At 37.0% G+C, this 18,417-nt stretch carries 21 protein-coding genes; 11 read left to right on the top strand and 10 right to left on the bottom strand.

Annotated elements, in window-relative coordinates; translation table 11 throughout:
- Both BCG07_RS05330 and BCG07_RS05325 read left to right on the top strand, forming a co-directional pair.
- Positions 1-806 (top strand): tetratricopeptide repeat protein (locus BCG07_RS05330; RefSeq protein WP_286889125.1); only part of this gene is annotated, 806 nt, incomplete at its 5' end.
- Positions 803-1,339 carry a hypothetical protein gene (locus tag BCG07_RS05325; RefSeq protein ID WP_286889124.1) on the top strand — a complete coding sequence of 179 codons (537 nt, stop codon included), beginning with the start codon at positions 803-805 and terminating at the stop codon, positions 1,337-1,339. The genes BCG07_RS05330 and BCG07_RS05325, both read left to right, overlap by 4 nt.
- A gap of 83 nt (positions 1,340-1,422) precedes the next feature.
- On the opposite strand, the gene BCG07_RS05320 is transcribed toward BCG07_RS05325, so the two are convergent.
- Positions 1,423-2,733, bottom strand: coding sequence for a hypothetical protein (locus BCG07_RS05320; RefSeq protein WP_286889122.1), 1,311 nt, complete (start codon positions 2,731-2,733; stop codon positions 1,423-1,425).
- Between the two features lie 282 nt (positions 2,734-3,015).
- Between BCG07_RS05320 and BCG07_RS05315 the strand changes: the two genes are divergently transcribed.
- Positions 3,016-5,004: a methyl-accepting chemotaxis protein gene (locus BCG07_RS05315; protein WP_286889121.1), complete on the top strand. Its 1,989-nt coding sequence runs from the start codon at positions 3,016-3,018 to the stop codon at positions 5,002-5,004.
- A gap of 74 nt (positions 5,005-5,078) precedes the next feature.
- On the opposite strand, the gene kynU is transcribed toward BCG07_RS05315, so the two are convergent.
- The gene (kynU, locus tag BCG07_RS05310) at positions 5,079-6,314 is read right to left on the bottom strand and encodes a kynureninase (RefSeq protein ID WP_008128821.1); all 1,236 of its coding nucleotides are present in this window, start codon (positions 6,312-6,314) and stop codon (positions 5,079-5,081) included.
- Complete coding sequence (locus tag BCG07_RS05305; RefSeq protein WP_353743791.1) at positions 6,311-7,153, bottom strand: alpha/beta hydrolase family protein; 843 nt, start codon at positions 7,151-7,153, stop codon at positions 6,311-6,313. Before BCG07_RS05305 ends, kynU begins: the two co-directional genes overlap by 4 nt.
- Before the next feature lie 364 nt (positions 7,154-7,517).
- Between BCG07_RS05305 and BCG07_RS05300 the strand changes: the two genes are divergently transcribed.
- A complete protein-coding gene (locus tag BCG07_RS05300; RefSeq protein WP_006794804.1) occupies positions 7,518-7,826 on the top strand; it encodes a hypothetical protein in 309 nt (102 codons plus the stop codon).
- Between the two features lie 42 nt (positions 7,827-7,868).
- Here the strand turns inward: BCG07_RS05300 and BCG07_RS05295 are convergent, their stop codons facing one another.
- Complete coding sequence (locus BCG07_RS05295) at positions 7,869-8,456, bottom strand: acyl carrier protein phosphodiesterase (RefSeq protein WP_286889118.1); 588 nt, start codon at positions 8,454-8,456, stop codon at positions 7,869-7,871.
- Between the two features lie 98 nt (positions 8,457-8,554).
- On the opposite strand from BCG07_RS05295, the gene BCG07_RS05290 reads away from it, so the two are divergent.
- The 4 genes from BCG07_RS05290 (at position 8,555) to BCG07_RS05275 (ending at position 10,829) form a co-directional block, all read left to right on the top strand.
- Positions 8,555-9,031, top strand: a complete 477-nt coding sequence (locus BCG07_RS05290) for a YqhA family protein (RefSeq protein ID WP_006794802.1) — start codon at positions 8,555-8,557, stop codon at positions 9,029-9,031.
- 177 nt (positions 9,032-9,208) lie between these two features.
- Complete coding sequence (locus BCG07_RS05285) at positions 9,209-10,060, top strand: alpha/beta hydrolase (protein WP_008128812.1); 852 nt, start codon at positions 9,209-9,211, stop codon at positions 10,058-10,060.
- Between the two features lie 14 nt (positions 10,061-10,074).
- On the top strand, positions 10,075-10,614 hold the full coding sequence (locus BCG07_RS05280) for a DUF2975 domain-containing protein (RefSeq protein ID WP_008128811.1): 540 nt from the start codon (positions 10,075-10,077) through the stop codon (positions 10,612-10,614).
- Positions 10,614-10,829, top strand: coding sequence for a helix-turn-helix domain-containing protein (locus BCG07_RS05275; RefSeq protein WP_008128810.1), 216 nt, complete (start codon positions 10,614-10,616; stop codon positions 10,827-10,829). The genes BCG07_RS05280 and BCG07_RS05275 overlap by 1 nt, the downstream gene beginning before the upstream one ends.
- 163 nt (positions 10,830-10,992) lie before the next feature.
- Here the strand turns inward: BCG07_RS05275 and BCG07_RS05270 are convergent, their stop codons facing one another.
- Positions 10,993-11,826: a mechanosensitive ion channel family protein gene (locus BCG07_RS05270; RefSeq protein ID WP_008128808.1), complete on the bottom strand. Its 834-nt coding sequence runs from the start codon at positions 11,824-11,826 to the stop codon at positions 10,993-10,995.
- Positions 11,827-12,112: 286 nt separating this feature from the next.
- Between BCG07_RS05270 and BCG07_RS05265 the strand changes: the two genes are divergently transcribed.
- The gene (locus tag BCG07_RS05265) at positions 12,113-12,358 is read left to right on the top strand and encodes a DUF4235 domain-containing protein (RefSeq protein WP_008128807.1); all 246 of its coding nucleotides are present in this window, start codon (positions 12,113-12,115) and stop codon (positions 12,356-12,358) included.
- A 348-nt stretch (positions 12,359-12,706) separates the two neighbouring features.
- Positions 12,707-13,855, top strand: a complete 1,149-nt coding sequence (locus BCG07_RS05260; protein ID WP_008128806.1) for a PA0049 C-terminal domain-containing protein — start codon at positions 12,707-12,709, stop codon at positions 13,853-13,855.
- A gap of 239 nt (positions 13,856-14,094) precedes the next feature.
- On the opposite strand, the gene BCG07_RS05255 is transcribed toward BCG07_RS05260, so the two are convergent.
- The 5 genes from BCG07_RS05255 to BCG07_RS05235 all read right to left on the bottom strand — a co-directional run bounded on the left by BCG07_RS05255 (position 14,095) and on the right by BCG07_RS05235 (position 18,154).
- A complete protein-coding gene (locus BCG07_RS05255; protein ID WP_238530290.1) occupies positions 14,095-14,841 on the bottom strand; it encodes a substrate-binding periplasmic protein in 747 nt (248 codons plus the stop codon).
- Between the two features lie 44 nt (positions 14,842-14,885).
- On the bottom strand, positions 14,886-15,860 hold the full coding sequence (locus BCG07_RS05250; RefSeq protein ID WP_286889111.1) for a transposase: 975 nt from the start codon (positions 15,858-15,860) through the stop codon (positions 14,886-14,888).
- A gap of 189 nt (positions 15,861-16,049) precedes the next feature.
- Complete coding sequence (locus BCG07_RS05245) at positions 16,050-16,367, bottom strand: hypothetical protein (RefSeq protein ID WP_286889109.1); 318 nt, start codon at positions 16,365-16,367, stop codon at positions 16,050-16,052.
- Between the two features lie 32 nt (positions 16,368-16,399).
- Complete coding sequence (locus BCG07_RS05240; RefSeq protein WP_277054055.1) at positions 16,400-17,374, bottom strand: transposase; 975 nt, start codon at positions 17,372-17,374, stop codon at positions 16,400-16,402.
- A 117-nt stretch (positions 17,375-17,491) separates the two neighbouring features.
- Positions 17,492-18,154 (bottom strand): hypothetical protein, encoded by a 663-nt coding sequence (locus BCG07_RS05235; RefSeq protein ID WP_286889107.1) that lies wholly within the window; start codon positions 18,152-18,154, stop codon positions 17,492-17,494.
- Positions 18,155-18,229: 75 nt separating this feature from the next.
- Here BCG07_RS05235 and BCG07_RS05230 point away from each other — a divergent pair.
- Positions 18,230-18,417: transposase (locus BCG07_RS05230; RefSeq protein WP_286889106.1), on the top strand; the 188-nt coding region annotated here is incomplete at its 3' end.

Below are 18,417 nucleotides of genomic sequence, written 5' to 3'. Positions count from 1 at the left end.
TTGATTCAACAATGAATATGCCTAGTAAGTCAGGCCTTGCTCTTGATCATATTGCTGTAGTTGGTTTTAACGGCGATAAATATAACATTAAGGGAAATGCGCTTTCGGCAAAAATAAAATCTAAATTAATGAGACATGGATATGTAAAGGTACATGCCAATTCCCCCTATAAGCTGGTTGGTGAAATTTCACCATCTCGAGTAGAGCGTAATTCATGGAGTGAAAAGCATGAAGGAAAAAAAGAAACGTGGTACAGCTATCATGCATCGGTTAAACAAACTTTAACCCTAACTTATTACGTTATTTATGGCCAGCAAACACTAAATAGTGCCTCTGAAACATTTACTTACAGTAAAGAAAAAAGCTCAAGCGAAAATAGAAGTAAAGCAAAAGATAAGCTCCGGACCGACTCTGAAGTTGCTGACTTTTTAATAGAAAAGGCGGCTGACTTTGTTGTTAAACAAGTTTCCCCATATCGTTCTTTAGTAAAACTTAATTACCTAAATGGGGAAGATGAAAATATTGATTTAGGTATAGAGTATGTAAAAAAAGACCGTTTAAGCCAAGCTTTTAGTATTTTTGAACAAGTTGCTCAAAATAGTAATTCAATTGAAGATCAAGCCATAGCCCTTCACAACCAAGGTTTAATAAAATTAATGCAGGGCAAACATACAGAAGCTTATGACTTAATGACAAAAGCGAATCTTATTGATCCTAGAAACTTTGATATTCTTGATTCAATAAAAGAGGTGGAAGACTACAAAGTATTAAGTGATGCGCATAAAAAACAAAGAGGCCTAAAATGAAAATATTACCGCTAATCCTAGTTACTTTTTTAGCGGGGTGTGCTTCCAGTAAAAATAATGAATACGACATCGTTATTCCTTTAGCTGAAAGCAATAAAATAAAACCTCAGCAAACCGAAAAATCGAGTGGTAGCTTTAAAATACATTACAAAAAAGATATTAATAATAACCCTATTGTTAAAACATTAAACAGATCTACCACGGTGATGGGTAATGATGAGGAAACTGTAAAAAGCTTAAGAGAACGCGCCAAAAAAGAAATAGTTCAACTAGCTACAGAGGAAGTAAACGGTGTTGTTATTGCTTCAACATCGAAGACTAATACGACTGTTATTAATGTTGACTCAAACAAAAGTAACACACGCTATTCAAGACAGGATTTTTCTGAAAAGGCCGTCGCACAAACAGCTGGAATTGCACAAGTAAAAAACTTGCAATGCCAAACACTACCAACTAAAGCAAGTAACTTAACAGTAACGTGCAGTGCTGATGTTACGGTACACCTAATTGAGAATATTGATTTTACCCAATAAACTTTTTACGTCGACCGAAAGCTAAAACATTATTTTTAAAAGGCCACAAGTGTGGCCTTTTAATACATAACTAAACGCAATGACTAATATATTTCAGCACTCACAAATGTATATACATAATTACTAAACTCTGGCTTAGTTAAATGCCCACCTTCAGACATCGTATCTAAAAGTTTTGCATAACTGTTTGCATCGGTTGCATTACCGGCATAGCCATAAAGCAATACCGTTAACTCTTCTAAAATAACCTCATCAGTGGGTTCAGGGAACACACTACCAAAAGACAAATCTGGAATTTGACCACTTATGCCCGCTTTTATTGTCCAATCAAATCGGCTTTCAGCAGAATCATCAACTAAAAAGCTGTAATCCCATATTGTGCGAGCAAACCGATTGTCAACATTACCAAAGTCAAAACTTGAATCATTGTTTTCAGCAAATTGAAGTAAACTAAATCCTAAATCGTCAGTAACGATCGGAAGTGTGGTCAGCTGATAATCACCATTAGTATCTACTGCGCTTCGGGCATAGCTTTGAAACTCAACATCAACACCATCTACATTCATAAGGTCTGACATAAAATCAAGTTGCACATAAAAATTATGCTCAGTTACTGTTGGGAATACAAAAAGCGTGTTTGATATTTCAGAACCACTATATTGAACAAACCTATACGTATTATCAGCTTCTATATAACCTCGAGTACTAGCATAATCTGCATCAATATCTAATTGAACAGGAACTTCAACACCGTCATGAATAAAATCTTCATCTGTTAGGGTAATAACTGATGAGTTTACCGGTATATCAATAACGGCAGCTTTTGCATCAACTGAGTAACTAGAAAGCGCCGTTAAATAAAGCTTATTATCATTCGGGCAAACATTTACAGACCCCGAAACTTCGTTACCTTGTGATTGATATATTGTGTAATCAGACGCAATCGTACTTAGCGCTGTTGTATCAACACTATATTCAGTACATCCACAATCACCTGTGAAATCATTAAAATAAAAGGTGCCTAAATTAGTTCTATTTTCAATATCAAGCTCAGTGATAATTTGCTTATAACCACCGTCTTCTTCATCAAACACATCACCTAATACTGATACATGCTTGGTGCCTGAGGGTAACTCACCTGAAAATTTACCTTCTGCATCGGTTTTAACAGAACCAATAGCATCGCCGTCATCATTATGAAAAACAACATCTGCTTGATACGCAGAATCAGCCCCGCATTCGCGAGTTAATGTTTGTAAAGCAATAGTTTGAAGTTGGGCTGTGTTGCCACCGCTTGACGAGCCGCCAGAGCTACTTTCTGATGAAGAGCCACCACATGCGCTAAGCGTTAAAGAAAGTGTAATAGCAAGCGGGGTAAGTATAAATTTATTCATTTTAATTAGTCCGTTAAATTGGTTCACCTAGCATTATCTCAACTTAAGCAAAACAATAACAAGGTAACCACCACCAAAACGGTTACAAAAATGCAATGATTTGTAAACAAGCCGCGATTAAGTACCTCACACATAGCATCATTTACTAAATTAACTCACGTATTCAAGTGAATTTATTAAAAACTACACTAAGCTTTATGTATTAAATAGTTAATGGCTATTTATTTGCTTAACCCTTGTTTAGCCAAAATACCGAGATAAATACACAACAGGACTAACCCTATGAATCGCTTACTTGGCCGACTATCTATCATTCAACTCTCTTTGTTAACATCAATCATATTAATGGTTTTTATTTTTATATTGCTGATACAAAACATAGCGAATAAATGGCAGGAGTCGCAAACACTGCAGCAAGATATTGCATTAATTAGCTTGTTAGATGCACTGGAAAAAGTGGCACATAACCATGCTGTAGAGCGAGGGTTAACTGCAGGCTTTTTAGGAAGTGGTTCAGCCGAGGCTAAAAACAAAGTGCTCGCGCAACGCCAAAAAGCAGATGCTTCAATACAGCATTTAGAGTCGGTAAGTGATCAACTAACTAAAAACTCTACAAAGGTCTCTAAAAATTTAAGTATTCTTTTTGATCACAATGCAAAAAAAGCGGCATTACGTACCCAGGTTGATAATAAAGCAGCCCCCGGTGCTTTCGCGTTTTACAGTAAATTAAATCAAATTGCACTCGATGTAGCGGCTAACCTGAGTAGCCAAATAAAGCACCCGGTATTATCTAAAGATCTAAACATTGCTTTTTTGCTCGCGCAATACAAAGAACGTTTGGGCCAAAATAGGGGGAAAATAAATGGCACTTTAGCTAAAAAGCAGTTAACGAGTGTTACACAGCAAAATATTGCCTTATACAATTCAGAAATAGATTTACTCAACCAATATTTAATAGCTAATTTGCAAGGCCAACAATTACAAAGCTTTAACAGCATTATACAAAGCGCTGACTCACGTAAAATTAATGCAATAACAAACACATTGCTCAACACAGAATCGCCCAACTTTACAGCTTTGCCGGCAGCCTCTGTGTGGTTTCCAATGGCAACACAACAAATAACTCAAATTAAAAAAGTACTAGACAGCCAATGGAGTACTGTTGACAAAGATGGCCTTGAACTAAAAGAAGCGGCCGATACAACGCTTACACTCACTATTATCTACTTTTTGGTTACACTTGTGATCATCGCATACTTAAACTTTCATTTATTAAGTACTCTCAAAAAGGAATTAAGCCAACTAACGTCACTCTTACTTAAAGCCGAAAAAGGCGACCTAACAATAGATATAAGGCTCAAAAGTAAAGATGAACTCGGCGAAATATCAAATGCTATCCACAATACTATTTTCGCTTTTAAAGACCTGCTATTAGGGCTCGACCACTCAATAAATTCGGGCTCAAAACTCAGTGAAGATATGAGTAATGCAACAAAAACAGTCCTTGATGATTCAAACAAAACATTGGCTATGGCGAGTAATATAGCCACCGCAATAGAAGAAATGGCCGCAACAAGCCGCGAAATAGCAGGCTCAGCTTCTGAAACTCTCAGCTCTAGTGACGAGTTAAACAAACAAGCCAATCTGTTGATAGAAGATAACAAACTCAGCCAAAGCTCAATTACTGAGCTTGCAACGGGGATGTCTGACGTAGAAGAAGTGGTAAGTAAAATGGATCAGCAGGTAGCGAGCATATCGTCCATTTTAGATTCAATTAGTAGCATTGCCGAGCAAACTAATTTACTAGCGCTCAATGCCGCTATTGAAGCAGCAAGAGCAGGTGAGCATGGTAGAGGGTTTGCCGTTGTTGCCGACGAAGTAAGAAGCCTTGCCGGAAACAGTAAAGAATCATCAGAAAAAATTTCGTCTTTGCTCGGCGAGTTACAGTCTATCAGCGACCAAGTAGTTAGCTCTATTGTGGCAAGTACTAAATTATCAAAAGCCACATTAGAACGATTTGATCAAGCAAGAGCGGTATCCGAGCAAGTGCATGCACAAAGTAAAGTACTCGAAAACTTAGCCATGAACGTGTCATCAGCCGCAGAACAACAGTCGGCAGTTGCGTCGAATATAGCAGTGGATGCTGCAAGCGTATTTGAATACGCCAACCACGAAGTTGAAGCAGCACGTAAGCAAGAAGAAATATTTAATGAAATGCGACTCAACACTGAAACCCTGCAACACACAATGAAAAACTTTAAATTTCAATAGTTAATGGCAAACTTATAATACAGCTGGAGGCTAATTGCTTAAGCAAAATAAACCAAAGCAATTAGCCCGCTTTATTAAGTTACTTTACCCGCCAAGTTAAACCGTGGCTCGGCGTATAACTTTGTTGTAACTACATCAACTAACGTATTTACCGCGTTCCACACATCTTCAAACGAGGTGTACAAAGGCGTAAAACCAAACCGTAAAATATTAGGCGCTCTAAAATCAGCAATAACGCCTTTTTCTATTAATGCTTGGCAAATAGCAAATGCGTGATTATGCGAAAAAGCCAATTGGCTTCCGCGTTGGATTGAATCTTCAGTAGAGCTTAAGCGCAAATCAGCCAAGCTAGCATGCGAATGCACTAAAGCAATAAACACATCGGCTAAAGCAATCGACTTAGCCCTCACATCGCTTATTTTTACGCTTTCCCACACATCAAGTGCAGCGTCTAACGCACTCATAGCAATCACACTTGGCGTACCACATAAATACTGATTAATACTTGCTGCACACTCGTATTGAGCATCAAACGCGAATGGCTTTGCATGCCCCATCCAACCACTCAATGGCTGTTTAACGGCACTTTGGTGGCGCTTGGCAACGTATAAAAAGGCAGGTGAGCCAGGGCCACCATTTAAATATTTGTAGCCACAGCCTACTGCAAAATCAACGTTGCATTTATCCAGCTCAACCGGCAACGCACCTGCACTGTGTGCTAAATCCCATATTACTAAAATACCTTTTTTATGGGCAAGCTCAGTAAGTTTTTGCATATTCAAAAGCTTACCAGTTCTAAAGTTAACTTGGGTAAGTAACAATACCGCTATATCGTCAGTCAAGTTTTGTTCAATATATTGCTCTTCAACTAGTTTTAATTGACATAAGTCAGTACCTAATAAATCGCTTAAACCTTGCACCATGTATAAATCGGTCGGAAAATTATCTTGTGTCGACAACACTTTACTACGGCCAGTGTTTAACATAAGCGCGCTGCTTAAAAGCTTAAATAAGTTTATTGAAATCGAATCACAACAAATGACTTGGCCTTTTTCAGCACCAATTATGGGCGCTATTTTTTCGCCAACCTGTGTAGGTAAATCAATCCATTGGTGATCATTCCAGCTCCTAATTAAATGGCTCCCCCACTGCTCGCTCACTACTTGCGCCACTCTGGTCTTAACCGCTTTAGGTAAAGCACCTAGCGAGTTACCATCTAAATAAATAGTGTTTGCGGGTAAATCAAATTCATCACGCTTGCCTGCCAATACATCAGCTTTATCAAGCGCTACAATATCATCAAAATTCATTTATCGATTCCGTTTAAATGTTTAACTAAGGTGCTAAAAGCAGCAGAACCTGGGTGTATCCAATCAAAATGCCCCACCCCTTCGAGTAAATCTACTGGTCTATTAAGCTGTTCTAAATTATACGCAGGAACAATGCTGTCATTCGCACCTTGTAAAATAATGCTTTGTTGATGCAATGGTTGCTCACTTGGGTTGGCCTGAGTGTATTCGTTAGGTTTATCGCTTGGCATACCTTGCATAAAATCTTTAGTGACTTTTTGGCAGCTATTTGTACCTGCCGCATAGGCTTTAATATCGGTAATGGGAGCAAGGCCAATTACGCCTTTTAATTCACTCATTTGTCCACCCGCTAGTAACGCTAAATGACCACCAGCCGAGTGCCCAATAACCACTGTATTATTCAATTTAAATTCGCCACTGTTGTAGACACTGGATGCTAAAATACCGGCTTTAATATCGCCAAAAGTTACAGGCCAGCCACCACCGCTTTTACCACTGCGGCGATATTCCACCGACCACACATTAAATCCTGCTTGTGCTAAGCCCGTGCTTAATGCATAGGTGTGTTTTATATCGTATGCACTTAGCCAACAGCCACCATGTAGCAATACAACTAACGGCTTTGATGTACTTTGCTCAGCTTGCGTGGCGCGCCACAGTAATGCAAATTGTGATTCATCACTCCCGTAAGGTACTTTTTCATTTGCATTTACAAAATCAAGCGACGCTACTTTAGAGTAAGCAACGTTGTTTTCAACATCAGGAAACTCAATGTTATTGGTAGTCGTACACCCGCTTAAAAACCACATACCTAAAAGTAAAACAACCATATTTTTCACAACACAACTTCCTTTTTAAATTTTAAAAACAACGCCTTTATACATATTAAAACTGCTACCATAGCGTTACGTTTAACTTGCGTTATCACGTCTCTTAATCATTAATTAATAACACTTTAGTGGCTGCAATTATTATTGTTATACACAAAACAGGCGTAATTAATGACTATTGTTTGCGTATTTACCCCACTTTACAAAAGCAGCGCCAAGTTAACCATGCTAAAAGCAGCGAGTAAAGTTACTGCGTTTAAGCTTATATTTATACCTAAATTATTATTAACTTAGCTTTAAGGTGTTGGCCATTAAAAGCTTATGTATAATGACTCACTCTGGCTATTATTATGCCCTCAAGTGGAACACTACAATGAAAAAACTATCTAAAGTGCAAGAAAAACAACAAGCGCTTGTGCTTAACGTTGCCGATAAAATAGAAGAGCAAGGCCGAGCCGAACTACCCGGTATGCTGCAATGTTGGTTTGACGTGGAGTATCACTTATTCCCAGGCTCGTTACTTATGTGTTTTCAGTTTGAAAACCAGCAAACCCTTGATGCCGCCGAGCCTGACATATTAAAATGGCAAAAACGATTAAGCGGCGCAATGCTTAAAAAAGGCGTTATTTTAAAAGATATGCGAAAGCACCTAAAATTTACCTTAAACGGCCCAGACGACTAAACAGCATTAACAAAAACCTTTGCCTGTAATTACAAACAAAGCTCAAGTGCGTTCAGTATTAAACTCTTTTACATGCGCTATTAATTCTGGAAAAAACGCTAAAAAAGCGGCATCTAATTGGTTGTAATGGCGCTTTATATCTTCAGCAGCGCCAGTAAATTGGTTGGCAAAACGAATACGATCAGCAATATTATCCAACGCAGCCCCCACACCATTAATGGTTTCGTAATCTTTAAACCAATCGTGTTTAGTTATACTAGTAACAACCCGCTGCATACGCGGCGGCATGTGAGCTAACCGCTGATTTAAAAGCCCAAAACTGTTACGTTTAAAATCACTCAAGGGCTGATCACTAAACCGTTGCCAATGCATAATTAAAAAGTGGTCAAACACAACATCTACTGCCACACCAGCAAAGCGCCTGCGCATTGGTGAAAAATACTGTTTTGCTTCTTTAACAATTGGGTGAGAGTCGGTAAATTTATCAACTAAATAGTGATTACTAAGCGCATTTTTTACAGGCTCACTAAGTTGCGCCACATGCCTGTGGCCACCAAAATCGCCCAATAAGTTTCCAAAATGAGAATCAGCCGTTGGCTTTGCAAAATAAAGATGGGCTAAGTAATTCAATATGGTCTCGCGTTAGTTACTCTGTTTAAATAGTAACTTAGGGATCTAACATATACTATGCTTCGTATAAGTTACGTCTAATTATAAAGTTGAGCAGCATGGAAAATATATTCCAAACCAGTCGTTTTTTAGTTGTCATCGCGGTTATTACCGCAGCATTATCATCGCTTCTTGTTTATGTTTCGTGTATTAATATTGTTTTTAATATAGTGGTTTCAACCATTCTCGACCTACCAGATTCTGCAAAAGCAGGTAAAGCCCTCATAGTTGAACTACTTAAAATTCTCGATTTACTATTAATCGGTATTACCCTACAAGTAATTGCCATTAGCTTATACCGCTTATTCATATCGCCTGCTAAATCAAAAGAAAGTAAGTTTTTAGCCGCTTTTAATATTAAAGACTTTCACGATCTAAAAATAACCCTCGTACAAGTAACCTCAGTTGTTCTTGTCATACTATTTTTAGAACATGCAGTTGAATTTGGCGGCACAATAGAAACCCTGTACTTAGGAATAGCCATTGCAATTGTTATAGCCGCCTCAACATTTGCATGGCGTTCAATGAAAGACTAGCTATAAATAATGTTAAAAACGCTTCATAGAATATTAAGTGTATAAATACTGTGGCAAGTAACAAAATTTCCACCCATCATAAAAGCTGCACTATTTAATTATCGAATAACGATAATTAAACATTGATTATCAATAATAAAAATGCCATTTTAGTGTTTTAATTTAATGGATCTAAATATGAAACACTCCTTACATTTAATCATCTTGATACTACTAATACTTAGCCAAACAGCATGTAAAACAATAAATATTAGTGAGTCCCACTTTATTAAACCAAATAAAAACATAACGTTAAGCACACTTTCAGCCATCAATAATTCAGTACAAATAACACCTATCGAAATATCTGCACATGATGGAAATACACTTCGCGGCACGTATTTAAGTATTGCAAACCCAAAAGCTACTGTTGTGTATTTTGGTGGTAACGAATTTACTATTCAGAGAAACAGCGCTGGACCCGCCACTATTCTAATCGAGCAGCAAGTAAATATCTTAATGTTAGATTATCGCGGGTATGGGCAAAGTAGTGGCATACCTAACATAAAAAATATGAAACAAGATGCGCTAGATATTTACGACTTTGCTAAACAACAAAGCAATATACCAATCGTTTTACATGGTCACTCGCTGGGCAGCATGATTGCAGGCTACATTGCAACACAGCGCCCTGTTGATGGTCTGGTGCTTGAAGGCAGTATTACAAACGTAAAGCAAATGACCAGCGCACGTATACCATGGTATGCAAAGCCATTTATAAATATTAACTTTTCAAAACAGTTAACAACCATCAACAATTTAAAAATGGTGCAAGATTATAAATCACCACTACTAATAATGACGGGTGAAAATGACATGCAAACACCTATTTCATTAGCCAAGGAGCTCTACAAAGAGGCTATATCGAGTCAAAAACAGTTATATATAGCAAAAGGGATGCATCACGGTAATGCATTAAAAGGGGCTGAATTAAAATCAAAATATGCTGTACTATTATCTCAAATAACAAAAAATAACGTACCACAATGAAAAAGATCACATATATGAGTAATTTTATTTTAACTTTATTAGCCTTTGGTTTTTTAATAACGTTGGTCAGCAGTGCCATGGTATTAATGAGCAATACAGAGCTATTAAATTATAGCAGCGAAAGTGGTACAAAAATGTGGATTGGTCTAGAAGTAAGTGGCTCATGGCAACAGGCAGCCTCATACCTTAAAAGCAATAATTACAACCCTGTTATATTTTTGGGACTTGTTCAAGTCGCATTCTTACTGCTGGTAAATGCGATTTTAATACGCCTTTTTAGCTTGTATCGAAATGGCAGTATTTTTGGCCCTAAGAATAGTCAATGTTTTTCATGGTTAGGCGCAGTAATGGTTTTACAGTTTTTTATAGTCGCCTTATACCCTGCCTTAATTTTCAGTATCATTAATATTATTGATGACGTAGAGCTTAAGCGTGTAGTTTCAATTAGCGATACCGATATAATAGGCCTTATATCGGGGTTAATTATTTACGTTATCGGATGGATAATGAAACAAGCCCATAAACTTCAACAAGACCAAGAATTAGTTATTTAATGCCTATTATTATTGATTTAGATGTAATGCTTGCTAAACGAAAAATGAAATCAAGTGAACTTGCGCACGCTATTGGCATAACGGCACAAAACCTATCAGTGCTCAAAGCAGGACGAGCAAAAGCAGTCAGGTTTTCCACGTTAAATGCCATTTGTAAGCATTTAAATTGCCAACCGGGCGATATACTTAGATTCACTGACGAAGAAGTGCAATAGCCCTAAACAAACTGAGTGGCTATTAGAGTTTGTTATTAATAAGTAATAAAAAAGCCGCTTTGTTTAAATTTATTAGCAAAGTGGCTTTTATTTTTTATCAACTGTTATTATGTAAGCCAGGCTCAACACTTAAAAAGCACTTTAAAATTGGCTTACTGGTTAACTAATCTTTGTTTTCGTTTACTAATATAACTTTACGATGAGGGAATGGAATCTCAATATTGTTTTCATCAAGTGCTTTTTTAATTAGCTCTGGCACAGTATATAAAATTTCAAAGTAGTGCTCACCTTTACAAAAAGGGTGAACTAAAAAGTCGACAGAGCTATTGTTAAGTGTTTCAACTTCAACAAATGGGGCCGGATCTTTTAAAATATGTGGATGGCTGTCTAACACGCTATCAATAACTCTACGCACTGCATCTGTATTTTCATCGTAAGCCACACCAAAATGCATATCTACGCCACGAATAGGGTGATGCGAGTGGTTAATAATTTGTGCACCCCAAATTTGGCTGTTTGGAATAATAACTTGTTGATTGTCGAACGTTTGCAAAATAGTCGTAAACATATCCACTTCTGTTACTTTACCAAAACGACCTGCGGCTTCAATAAAATCATTTACCTTATAAGGCCTAAATATTAATAGCATTACACCTGCAGCCAAGTTAGACATAGCACCTTGTAGTGCTAAACCAATTGCTAAACCTGCAGCGCCTAATAACGCAATAATTGAAGCCGTTTGTACACCAAAACGATTTAACACTGCAATAAACACAAATGCTAAAATAATGTAACGGGCCATACTGCCTAAAAAGCGAAATAGCGTATCATCTAAATGAGTATATTTATGGCATAAGCCAACAATTAAATTTCTAACCTTTCCTGCAAACCATAAACCTACTAGCAGTATTACAATTGCGAGTAAAATATTAGTAGACCATTCAAGTGCGGCGGGTAGATACTGATTAACATCAATATCGTTTATTAAATCATTCATTATTATTCCTGTGTCATGAAATGTAAATTATCCCAGTCATTACAAAGCCACTTTGTTAACTTTTCATTAACCAAAAATAGTAAATTATTATTTTTTGACTGTAGGTGCATGACATTTAACAAAACAAGTTTTCATAGGGCAAAAGTATTTACTATATAAACAATATTCAACACGACTTAATATAGGCAATGTTGCCTTTCGGAACGTAAATTGCTGTTACGCATGTTCATACTTTAAAAATTAAACATAAATAACGTCTATTTATAGTTATTAAAAGGAGAACATTATGAGTAATAAACAACTAATTACGACTATAGGTATAGGTTTGGCAGCAGCTTCTGCAGGTATGCTAACAAGGAAAACTTTACAAAAATCGTGGGAAAAGGTTACCAACGAACCAGCCCCCAAAGACAAGCCAAGCGAAAATACAGATATTAAAGAAGCAGTAACTTGGGCGGTAGTTTCAGGCATTGGAGCCGGCGTAGCAAGAATGGCAGTTCGTTATATTCTCGACAAACGTCAATCCAAATAAGTTTTAAATTAATGCCTCTTGTAATGTTAGTGTTTACAAGAGGTTTAACTTCTCCCTCACTCCACCAGCCTATAATTACCCTGAACAATATAGGTATGAACGCTCACTATATTCCTGTAATAGACTGTGTACGATTACCCAGATAATTTATATAACCTGAGTAAAAGGTAACCATCACAATTACTTTCTTATAAAAAAGACTCAATGCTAGCTTTATAAATCCAATAACCAAAGTGAGTTAATCACAAAAGCAAATATCAGTCGATTCAACGTTAATGGGTTGCTCTAAATTAGCAATCGTAGGATAGTAAATTACATATAAAACAATAGCCTTATATTAGGAATATTATGATCAAAGTATTATTAGCGACCAGCTTAATTGCCTCTTCATTCGCTACTTTAAGTAATCCTTTAACTGTTGAAGAACAGCGTATCAACAAAGCCCAATTAGCAATGCCCAATGTTTTAAAAGCATTTACCCCACAAGTATCAAGTTTTGAGCAACAATTTAAAGAGCTTAACAACTTTAAAAGTGCAAAAACATTAGTACAACGTTTTAGCTTTGAACTGTGGGAAAACGCCAAGCAACGCATAATAAATACCAATAACTACGACGACCGAGAGCTCTACTGGGCACGCCTGCTTTCAAGTAAAGTAATACGCACAACACCGCCTAAATTTTCAATTACGCAGGCTCAACTCAATACGTTACTAACCCTACTTGAGGAAGGCAGCAGAGGCCGTACCGATCTGGCTTTTTCATCAGGCAGCACTAAAAAAATATTACTTACAGGCTTTGACCCATTTTTACTCGATAGAAACATAAACCAAAGTAACCCCTCAGGTGTTGCAGCGTTATTACTCGACGGGCAAGTTATTAATTACAACGGCATAAGCGCAGAAATTAACACCGTTATGGTGCCTGTACGCTACGAAGACTTCGATCAAGGAATAATAGAGTCGCTACTTGCCCCCTACTACGCACTTAATAATGTAGACATGGTAGTCACCGTAAGTATGGGCAGAACAGAATTTGATTTAGAGCACTTTCCGGGTAAACGTCGCAGTGTAACCGCCCCCGATAATGCCAATATTGTGTATGGCGGCACGCAAACAAGCCCAGTAATCCCAAAACTTAATGGCCGACCACTCCCGGGCAATGAGTTTGTAAAATTTAGCTTGCCTGTAAGTTACATGCAACAAGCCAAAGGCCCCTATAAAGTTATCGACAATCGTGAAGTCACCACGCTTGAAAAAACCTATAAAGCGCCTTCGTACGGCGAGCTAAAAAACAGTATTGCGGTTAATGGCGGCGGCGGTGGATACTTGTCTAACGAAATATCGTACCGAAGTATTCGCCTTCGTGATGCGCTTAATTCAAGTATACCTACAGGGCATATTCATACCCCACGTATACAACAATTCGAACCCGAAACAGAAGCTAAAATAGTAAACCAAATAAAGGCAATGCTAGAGCAAAGCTTAGTCGCGCTATAAGTTATCAAAATAAGTTTAAGCGCGTAAAAAAGGGCAATATTATTGCCCTTTTTATAACTAGTTAAAAATTGCTTTTGAATCGTTAAATAGAAAAATATTTATTATTAGCTTCAAAATCAACTCTTACATCAGCAGGAGGGTTAAATAGAGTTACTAAGGGCAAGTATTACATTTTCACTCATTAAACAGCAGAAAACTGACACAACGGGGCGTTCTTAAAAACATATAAAATATAATTACTATTTATTAAGGTTAGGCAAAAACATACTTTCAGGTACTTTATTTTTAGTCATAACGTCATGGTATGTACCATCGCTTATACCTAAATCAATCGCTTTATTCACTACCGCCATAGCTTTCAAACTTTTCGCAATGTCTTTTGCAAATGCAACATGAATTGAACGTTTTTCAATTACATCAGAGTCAAATAATATGTCGTTTTTAAATTCAATTAACTCAGTGCTCAACAAATACTTGCCATAACTTTCTGACATAATTAAGCGGTCAACTTTTTGGTTAAAAAGCAGTTTAAACCCTTGTTGAGCTGTGGCAACTTCTAACAACTCATAAGTATTATAGCCAGTTAATATTTTGTCATGCACACCTAAACGAACACCCGCAATAATAGCATGTTCGTCTTTTCTATCCTTATGATAAAAAGCACCAAATACTCCCATTCCAATTGGGTTTGATAAAACCGCCCATTGCTCTCGTCCTGGCAGGTTAGCAGCTAAAAATAAACCATCAGCTTTTCCTAACTGAGTATAATAGTTAGCTCTCGCCCATGGTAAAATAATGGCGTCTACTTCATATCCTAATTTAGCTAAACTTTGATTTAAAAATTGCCAACTAGCACGATAAATTGGGTAATTCTCCATCAGCATTTTGTCATGGTCGTGACCAACCGCAAACGTAATGGTTTTAACCTTTTCGCTGGCATTTAACGAGCCAATGCTAAAGCAAAAAATGCAAAGTAAAATAAGCACCCTACAAACCATAGTAACCTCTTATTAAAGATCTCATTAAGGGGTCAAATCTTGACTTCAGACATCAAACAACCTAGAAGCGCTTCCCACTGTAATTCAACCTGCTTATTCTCAATAATTAATGCATTTAATCTACCAACAGCTTTTGATATGGCCGAATAGTGTTTAACATTAAAAACATCTGCTAATGCCTGCAAATTTAATCCCGTTAAATCTTGGCACAATTTAATAGCATACCATCGGGGTAAGTTTTTTTCTTTTCGCCCCTTTTTAACCATTACTATATCATCTACCTCAACATTAAAGTGGTTAGCCAAGTAGGTAATTACATCATTCGCTGAATGCCTTTTACTAACAAGCTTGCTTTCATTGTTTGATGTTGCAATATAGCCTTTAATGCTTTCAACAAAGTCATCACTGCCTAGCACCGACAATAACTTTTTAGCACTATAAAAAGCGCTTACTTCTTCATTACATTCATATTCAACAAACTGTTTGTACGCAGCATACTTACGCTTTTTACCTTGCAGCGAAAATATAAAATCTCGAACCAACCATTTAGGTGTCGCACCACTTTTAATAAAAGCTGAATAGCTAGAACATTTGTACTTAGCAAGGTCATCTACCAATGGGGTGCTCGTTTCAATTGGGTTGCGATGAATATACCGGCTAACATGCGATAAATAGTTATCAGCATCCACCAACACGGCTTTGTATCGGCCCCTAAACAGTGCACCATCTGTATTATGTGTTCGATTAAAGTATTGAGTGTAAAGGCCATTAATATGCTTCATGGCCTTGCCTAAATTAGCATCGGGAGTTTTTATTAGCAGATGGTAATGATTGGTCATCAAACAATACGAATGCACTTCAATATTAAACCGAAGGCTTGCTTGCTCAATGCAGTATAAAAAATTCTTAAAGTCGTAATCGCTCAAAAAGGTATTTTCGTGCCCTCTTCCACGATTCATCACATGATAAAACGCATTCTCATACTCTATTCGCAGCGGCCTAGACATAGCAATTCACTCCATAAGCAGTAAACTATAAATCTAGACCTTTGATGTCCGAAGTCAAGATTTGACCCCTTTGATTCCACGATTCATCACATGATAAAACGCATTCTCATACTCTATTCGCAATGGTCTAGACATAATAATTAACTCAATGAGCAATAAACTATAAATCTAGATCACTAATGTCCGAAGTCAAAATTTGACCCCTTTGGTTTCTTTCTCTCGTCCTGGCAGGTTAGCAGCTAAAAATAGACCGTCAGCTTTTCCTAACTGAGTATAATAGTTCGCTCTCGCCCATGGTAAAATAATGGCGTCTACTTCATACCCTAGTTTAGCTAAACTTTGATTTAAAAATTGCCAACTAGCACAATAAATTGGGTAATTCTCCATGAGCATTTTGTCATGGTCGTGACCAACCGCAAACGTAATGGTTTTTCCCTTTTCACTGGCATTTAACGAGCCAATGCTAAAGCAAAAAATGCAAAGTAAAATAAACACCCTACAAATCATAGTAACCTCTTATTAAAGATCTCATTAAGGAGTCAAATCTTGACTTCAGACATCAAACAACCTCGAAGCGCTTCCCACTGTAATTCAACCTGCTTATTCTCAATAATTAATGCATTTAATCTACCAACAGCTTTTGATATGGCCGAATAGTGTTTAACATTAAAAACATCTGCTAATGCCTGCAAATTTAATCCCGTTAAATCTTGGCACAATTTAATAGCATACCAGCGGGGTAAATTTTTTTCTTTTCGCCCCTTTTTAACCATTACTATATCATCTACCTCAACATTAAAGTGGTTAGCCAAGTAGGTAATTACATCATTCGCTGAATGCCTTTTACTGACAAGCTTACTTTCATTGTTTGATGTTGCAATATAGCCTTTAATGCTTTCAATAAAGTCATCACTGCCTAGCACCGACAATAACTTTTTAGCACCATAAAAAGCGCTTACTTCTTCATTACACTCATATTCAACAAACTGCTTGTATGCAGCATACTTACGCTTTTTACCTTGCAGCGAAAATATAAAATCTCGAACCAACCATGTAGGTGTCGCACCACTTTTAATAAACGCTGAATAGCTAGACCATTTGTACTTAGCAAGGTCATCTACCAATGGGGTGCTCGTTTCAATTGGGTTGCGATGAATATACCGGCTAACATGCAATAAGTAGTTATCAGCATCAACCAACACAGCTTTGTATCGGCCCCTGAACAGTGCACCATCTGTGTTATGTGTTCGATTAAAGTATTGAGTGTAAAGGCCGTTAATATGCTTCATGGCTTGGCCTAAGTTAGCATCGGGAGTTTTTATTAGCAGATGATAATGATTGGTCATCAAACAATACGAATGCACTTCAATATTAAACCGAAGGCTTGCTTGCTCAATGCAGTATAAAAAATACTTAAAGTCGTCATCGCTCAAAAAGGTATTTTCGTGCCCTCCTCCACGATTCATCACATGATAAAACGCATTCTCATACTCTATTCGCAATGGTCTAGACATAGCAATTCACTCCATAAGCAGTAAACTATAAATCTAGATCACTAATGTCCGAAGTCAAGATTTGACCCCTTTGGCTTTTCCATATAAATTAGTACGAACTACAATCCTTCCTAACTGTTATTCTTCTTCCGCCTTAAGCTTTTTATAAATAAACAGATCATCTTCTATTTTAAAAATAACTAAGATTAAAAGCTTTAAGTAAAGTAAATAGGAATTTTCATGTAGATGAATTTCTGTTGGATTTGCCTGTGTGCCATGTAAATAGCTATTTCTTAAGTCGTGCCCGTTTGTAAACTCACTTTTGTTTAAATAGTAATTGAAGTAATTTTGCTCAGGTATTGCGAAAAGTGAACTTCCAAAAAACACTATTCCATCATTACTCATATGCATAACCTCGTATTGAATATCGGCTGGATAATGATGTAACGAGGCGACCTCATTTTTAAAAACATCTCTTAAAATTAAAATTCGGTTCCAATTTGTAACTTGAACGCAATTATTTTCATCTACAGATATATGATTGTTATCTATCAAATAATTTAAATGCTCATGCTGATGTTCTTCATAATTTCCGAAATTGATTTCTTCTTCATTCACCAATAAATCAACAAAGTTTCTATATTGCTTGTCTTTGAACGGGTCAACATAAGTCAACAGAGTTTGATCCGAAAATAGCAGATAAGTTAGAAAATTAACTCCTTGGTCATCCTTATTGATATATATGTACTTATTGCTATTTAAGCTTGGAATGTCTTTGATGGCTGTAGGGCCAGATGACATTTGTAGAAGTTCAAAATCAATATGTTGAATCGCCCCGTGTTTGCCAGAGACTCAATAACTTGAGAAACTGGAACTATGAAAAAATCAAATCGCTATACATCAGAATTTCGTGAACGTGCAATTAGGCTTGTTACCACACAACAGCATGAATACCCTTCTCTTTGGGCTGCGCTAGTATCGATTTCAGATAAACTGGGATGTACCCCAGAAACACTTAGAGCATGGGTCAAGAAATCTCAAGCTCAACCGTCTAAACCCTCTTC

The sequence above is a fragment of the Pseudoalteromonas sp. ESRF-bin5 genome, assembly GCF_002632075.1.
Taxonomy (GTDB): Bacteria; Pseudomonadota; Gammaproteobacteria; order Enterobacterales; family Alteromonadaceae; genus Pseudoalteromonas; species Pseudoalteromonas marina.
The sequence above is the reverse complement of the archived record's forward strand: the minus strand, read 5'-3'. Positions and strand labels throughout refer to the sequence as shown.

What these genes read in the sequence shown, in the direction of transcription:
- BCG07_RS05325 (WP_286889124.1), top strand. Translation starts at nt 803, where the DNA reads ATGAAAATATTACCGCTAATCCTAGTTACTTTTTTAGCGGGGTGTGCT.
- BCG07_RS05320 (WP_286889122.1), bottom strand. Translation starts at nt 2,733, where the DNA reads ATGAATAAATTTATACTTACCCCGCTTGCTATTACACTTTCTTTAACG.
- BCG07_RS05315 (WP_286889121.1), top strand. Translation starts at nt 3,016, where the DNA reads ATGAATCGCTTACTTGGCCGACTATCTATCATTCAACTCTCTTTGTTA.
- kynU (WP_008128821.1), bottom strand. Translation starts at nt 6,314, where the DNA reads ATGAATTTTGATGATATTGTAGCGCTTGATAAAGCTGATGTATTGGCA.
- BCG07_RS05300 (WP_006794804.1), top strand. Translation starts at nt 7,518, where the DNA reads ATGAAAAAACTATCTAAAGTGCAAGAAAAACAACAAGCGCTTGTGCTT.
- BCG07_RS05290 (WP_006794802.1), top strand. Translation starts at nt 8,555, where the DNA reads ATGGAAAATATATTCCAAACCAGTCGTTTTTTAGTTGTCATCGCGGTT.
- BCG07_RS05285 (WP_008128812.1), top strand. Translation starts at nt 9,209, where the DNA reads ATGAAACACTCCTTACATTTAATCATCTTGATACTACTAATACTTAGC.
- BCG07_RS05280 (WP_008128811.1), top strand. Translation starts at nt 10,075, where the DNA reads ATGAGTAATTTTATTTTAACTTTATTAGCCTTTGGTTTTTTAATAACG.
- BCG07_RS05275 (WP_008128810.1), top strand. Translation starts at nt 10,614, where the DNA reads ATGCCTATTATTATTGATTTAGATGTAATGCTTGCTAAACGAAAAATG.
- BCG07_RS05270 (WP_008128808.1), bottom strand. Translation starts at nt 11,826, where the DNA reads ATGAATGATTTAATAAACGATATTGATGTTAATCAGTATCTACCCGCC.
- BCG07_RS05265 (WP_008128807.1), top strand. Translation starts at nt 12,113, where the DNA reads ATGAGTAATAAACAACTAATTACGACTATAGGTATAGGTTTGGCAGCA.
- BCG07_RS05260 (WP_008128806.1), top strand. Translation starts at nt 12,707, where the DNA reads ATGATCAAAGTATTATTAGCGACCAGCTTAATTGCCTCTTCATTCGCT.
- BCG07_RS05250 (WP_286889111.1), bottom strand. Translation starts at nt 15,860, where the DNA reads ATGTCTAGGCCGCTGCGAATAGAGTATGAGAATGCGTTTTATCATGTG.
- BCG07_RS05245 (WP_286889109.1), bottom strand. Translation starts at nt 16,367, where the DNA reads ATGATTTGTAGGGTGTTTATTTTACTTTGCATTTTTTGCTTTAGCATT.
- BCG07_RS05240 (WP_277054055.1), bottom strand. Translation starts at nt 17,374, where the DNA reads ATGTCTAGACCATTGCGAATAGAGTATGAGAATGCGTTTTATCATGTG.
- BCG07_RS05235 (WP_286889107.1), bottom strand. Translation starts at nt 18,154, where the DNA reads ATGTCATCTGGCCCTACAGCCATCAAAGACATTCCAAGCTTAAATAGC.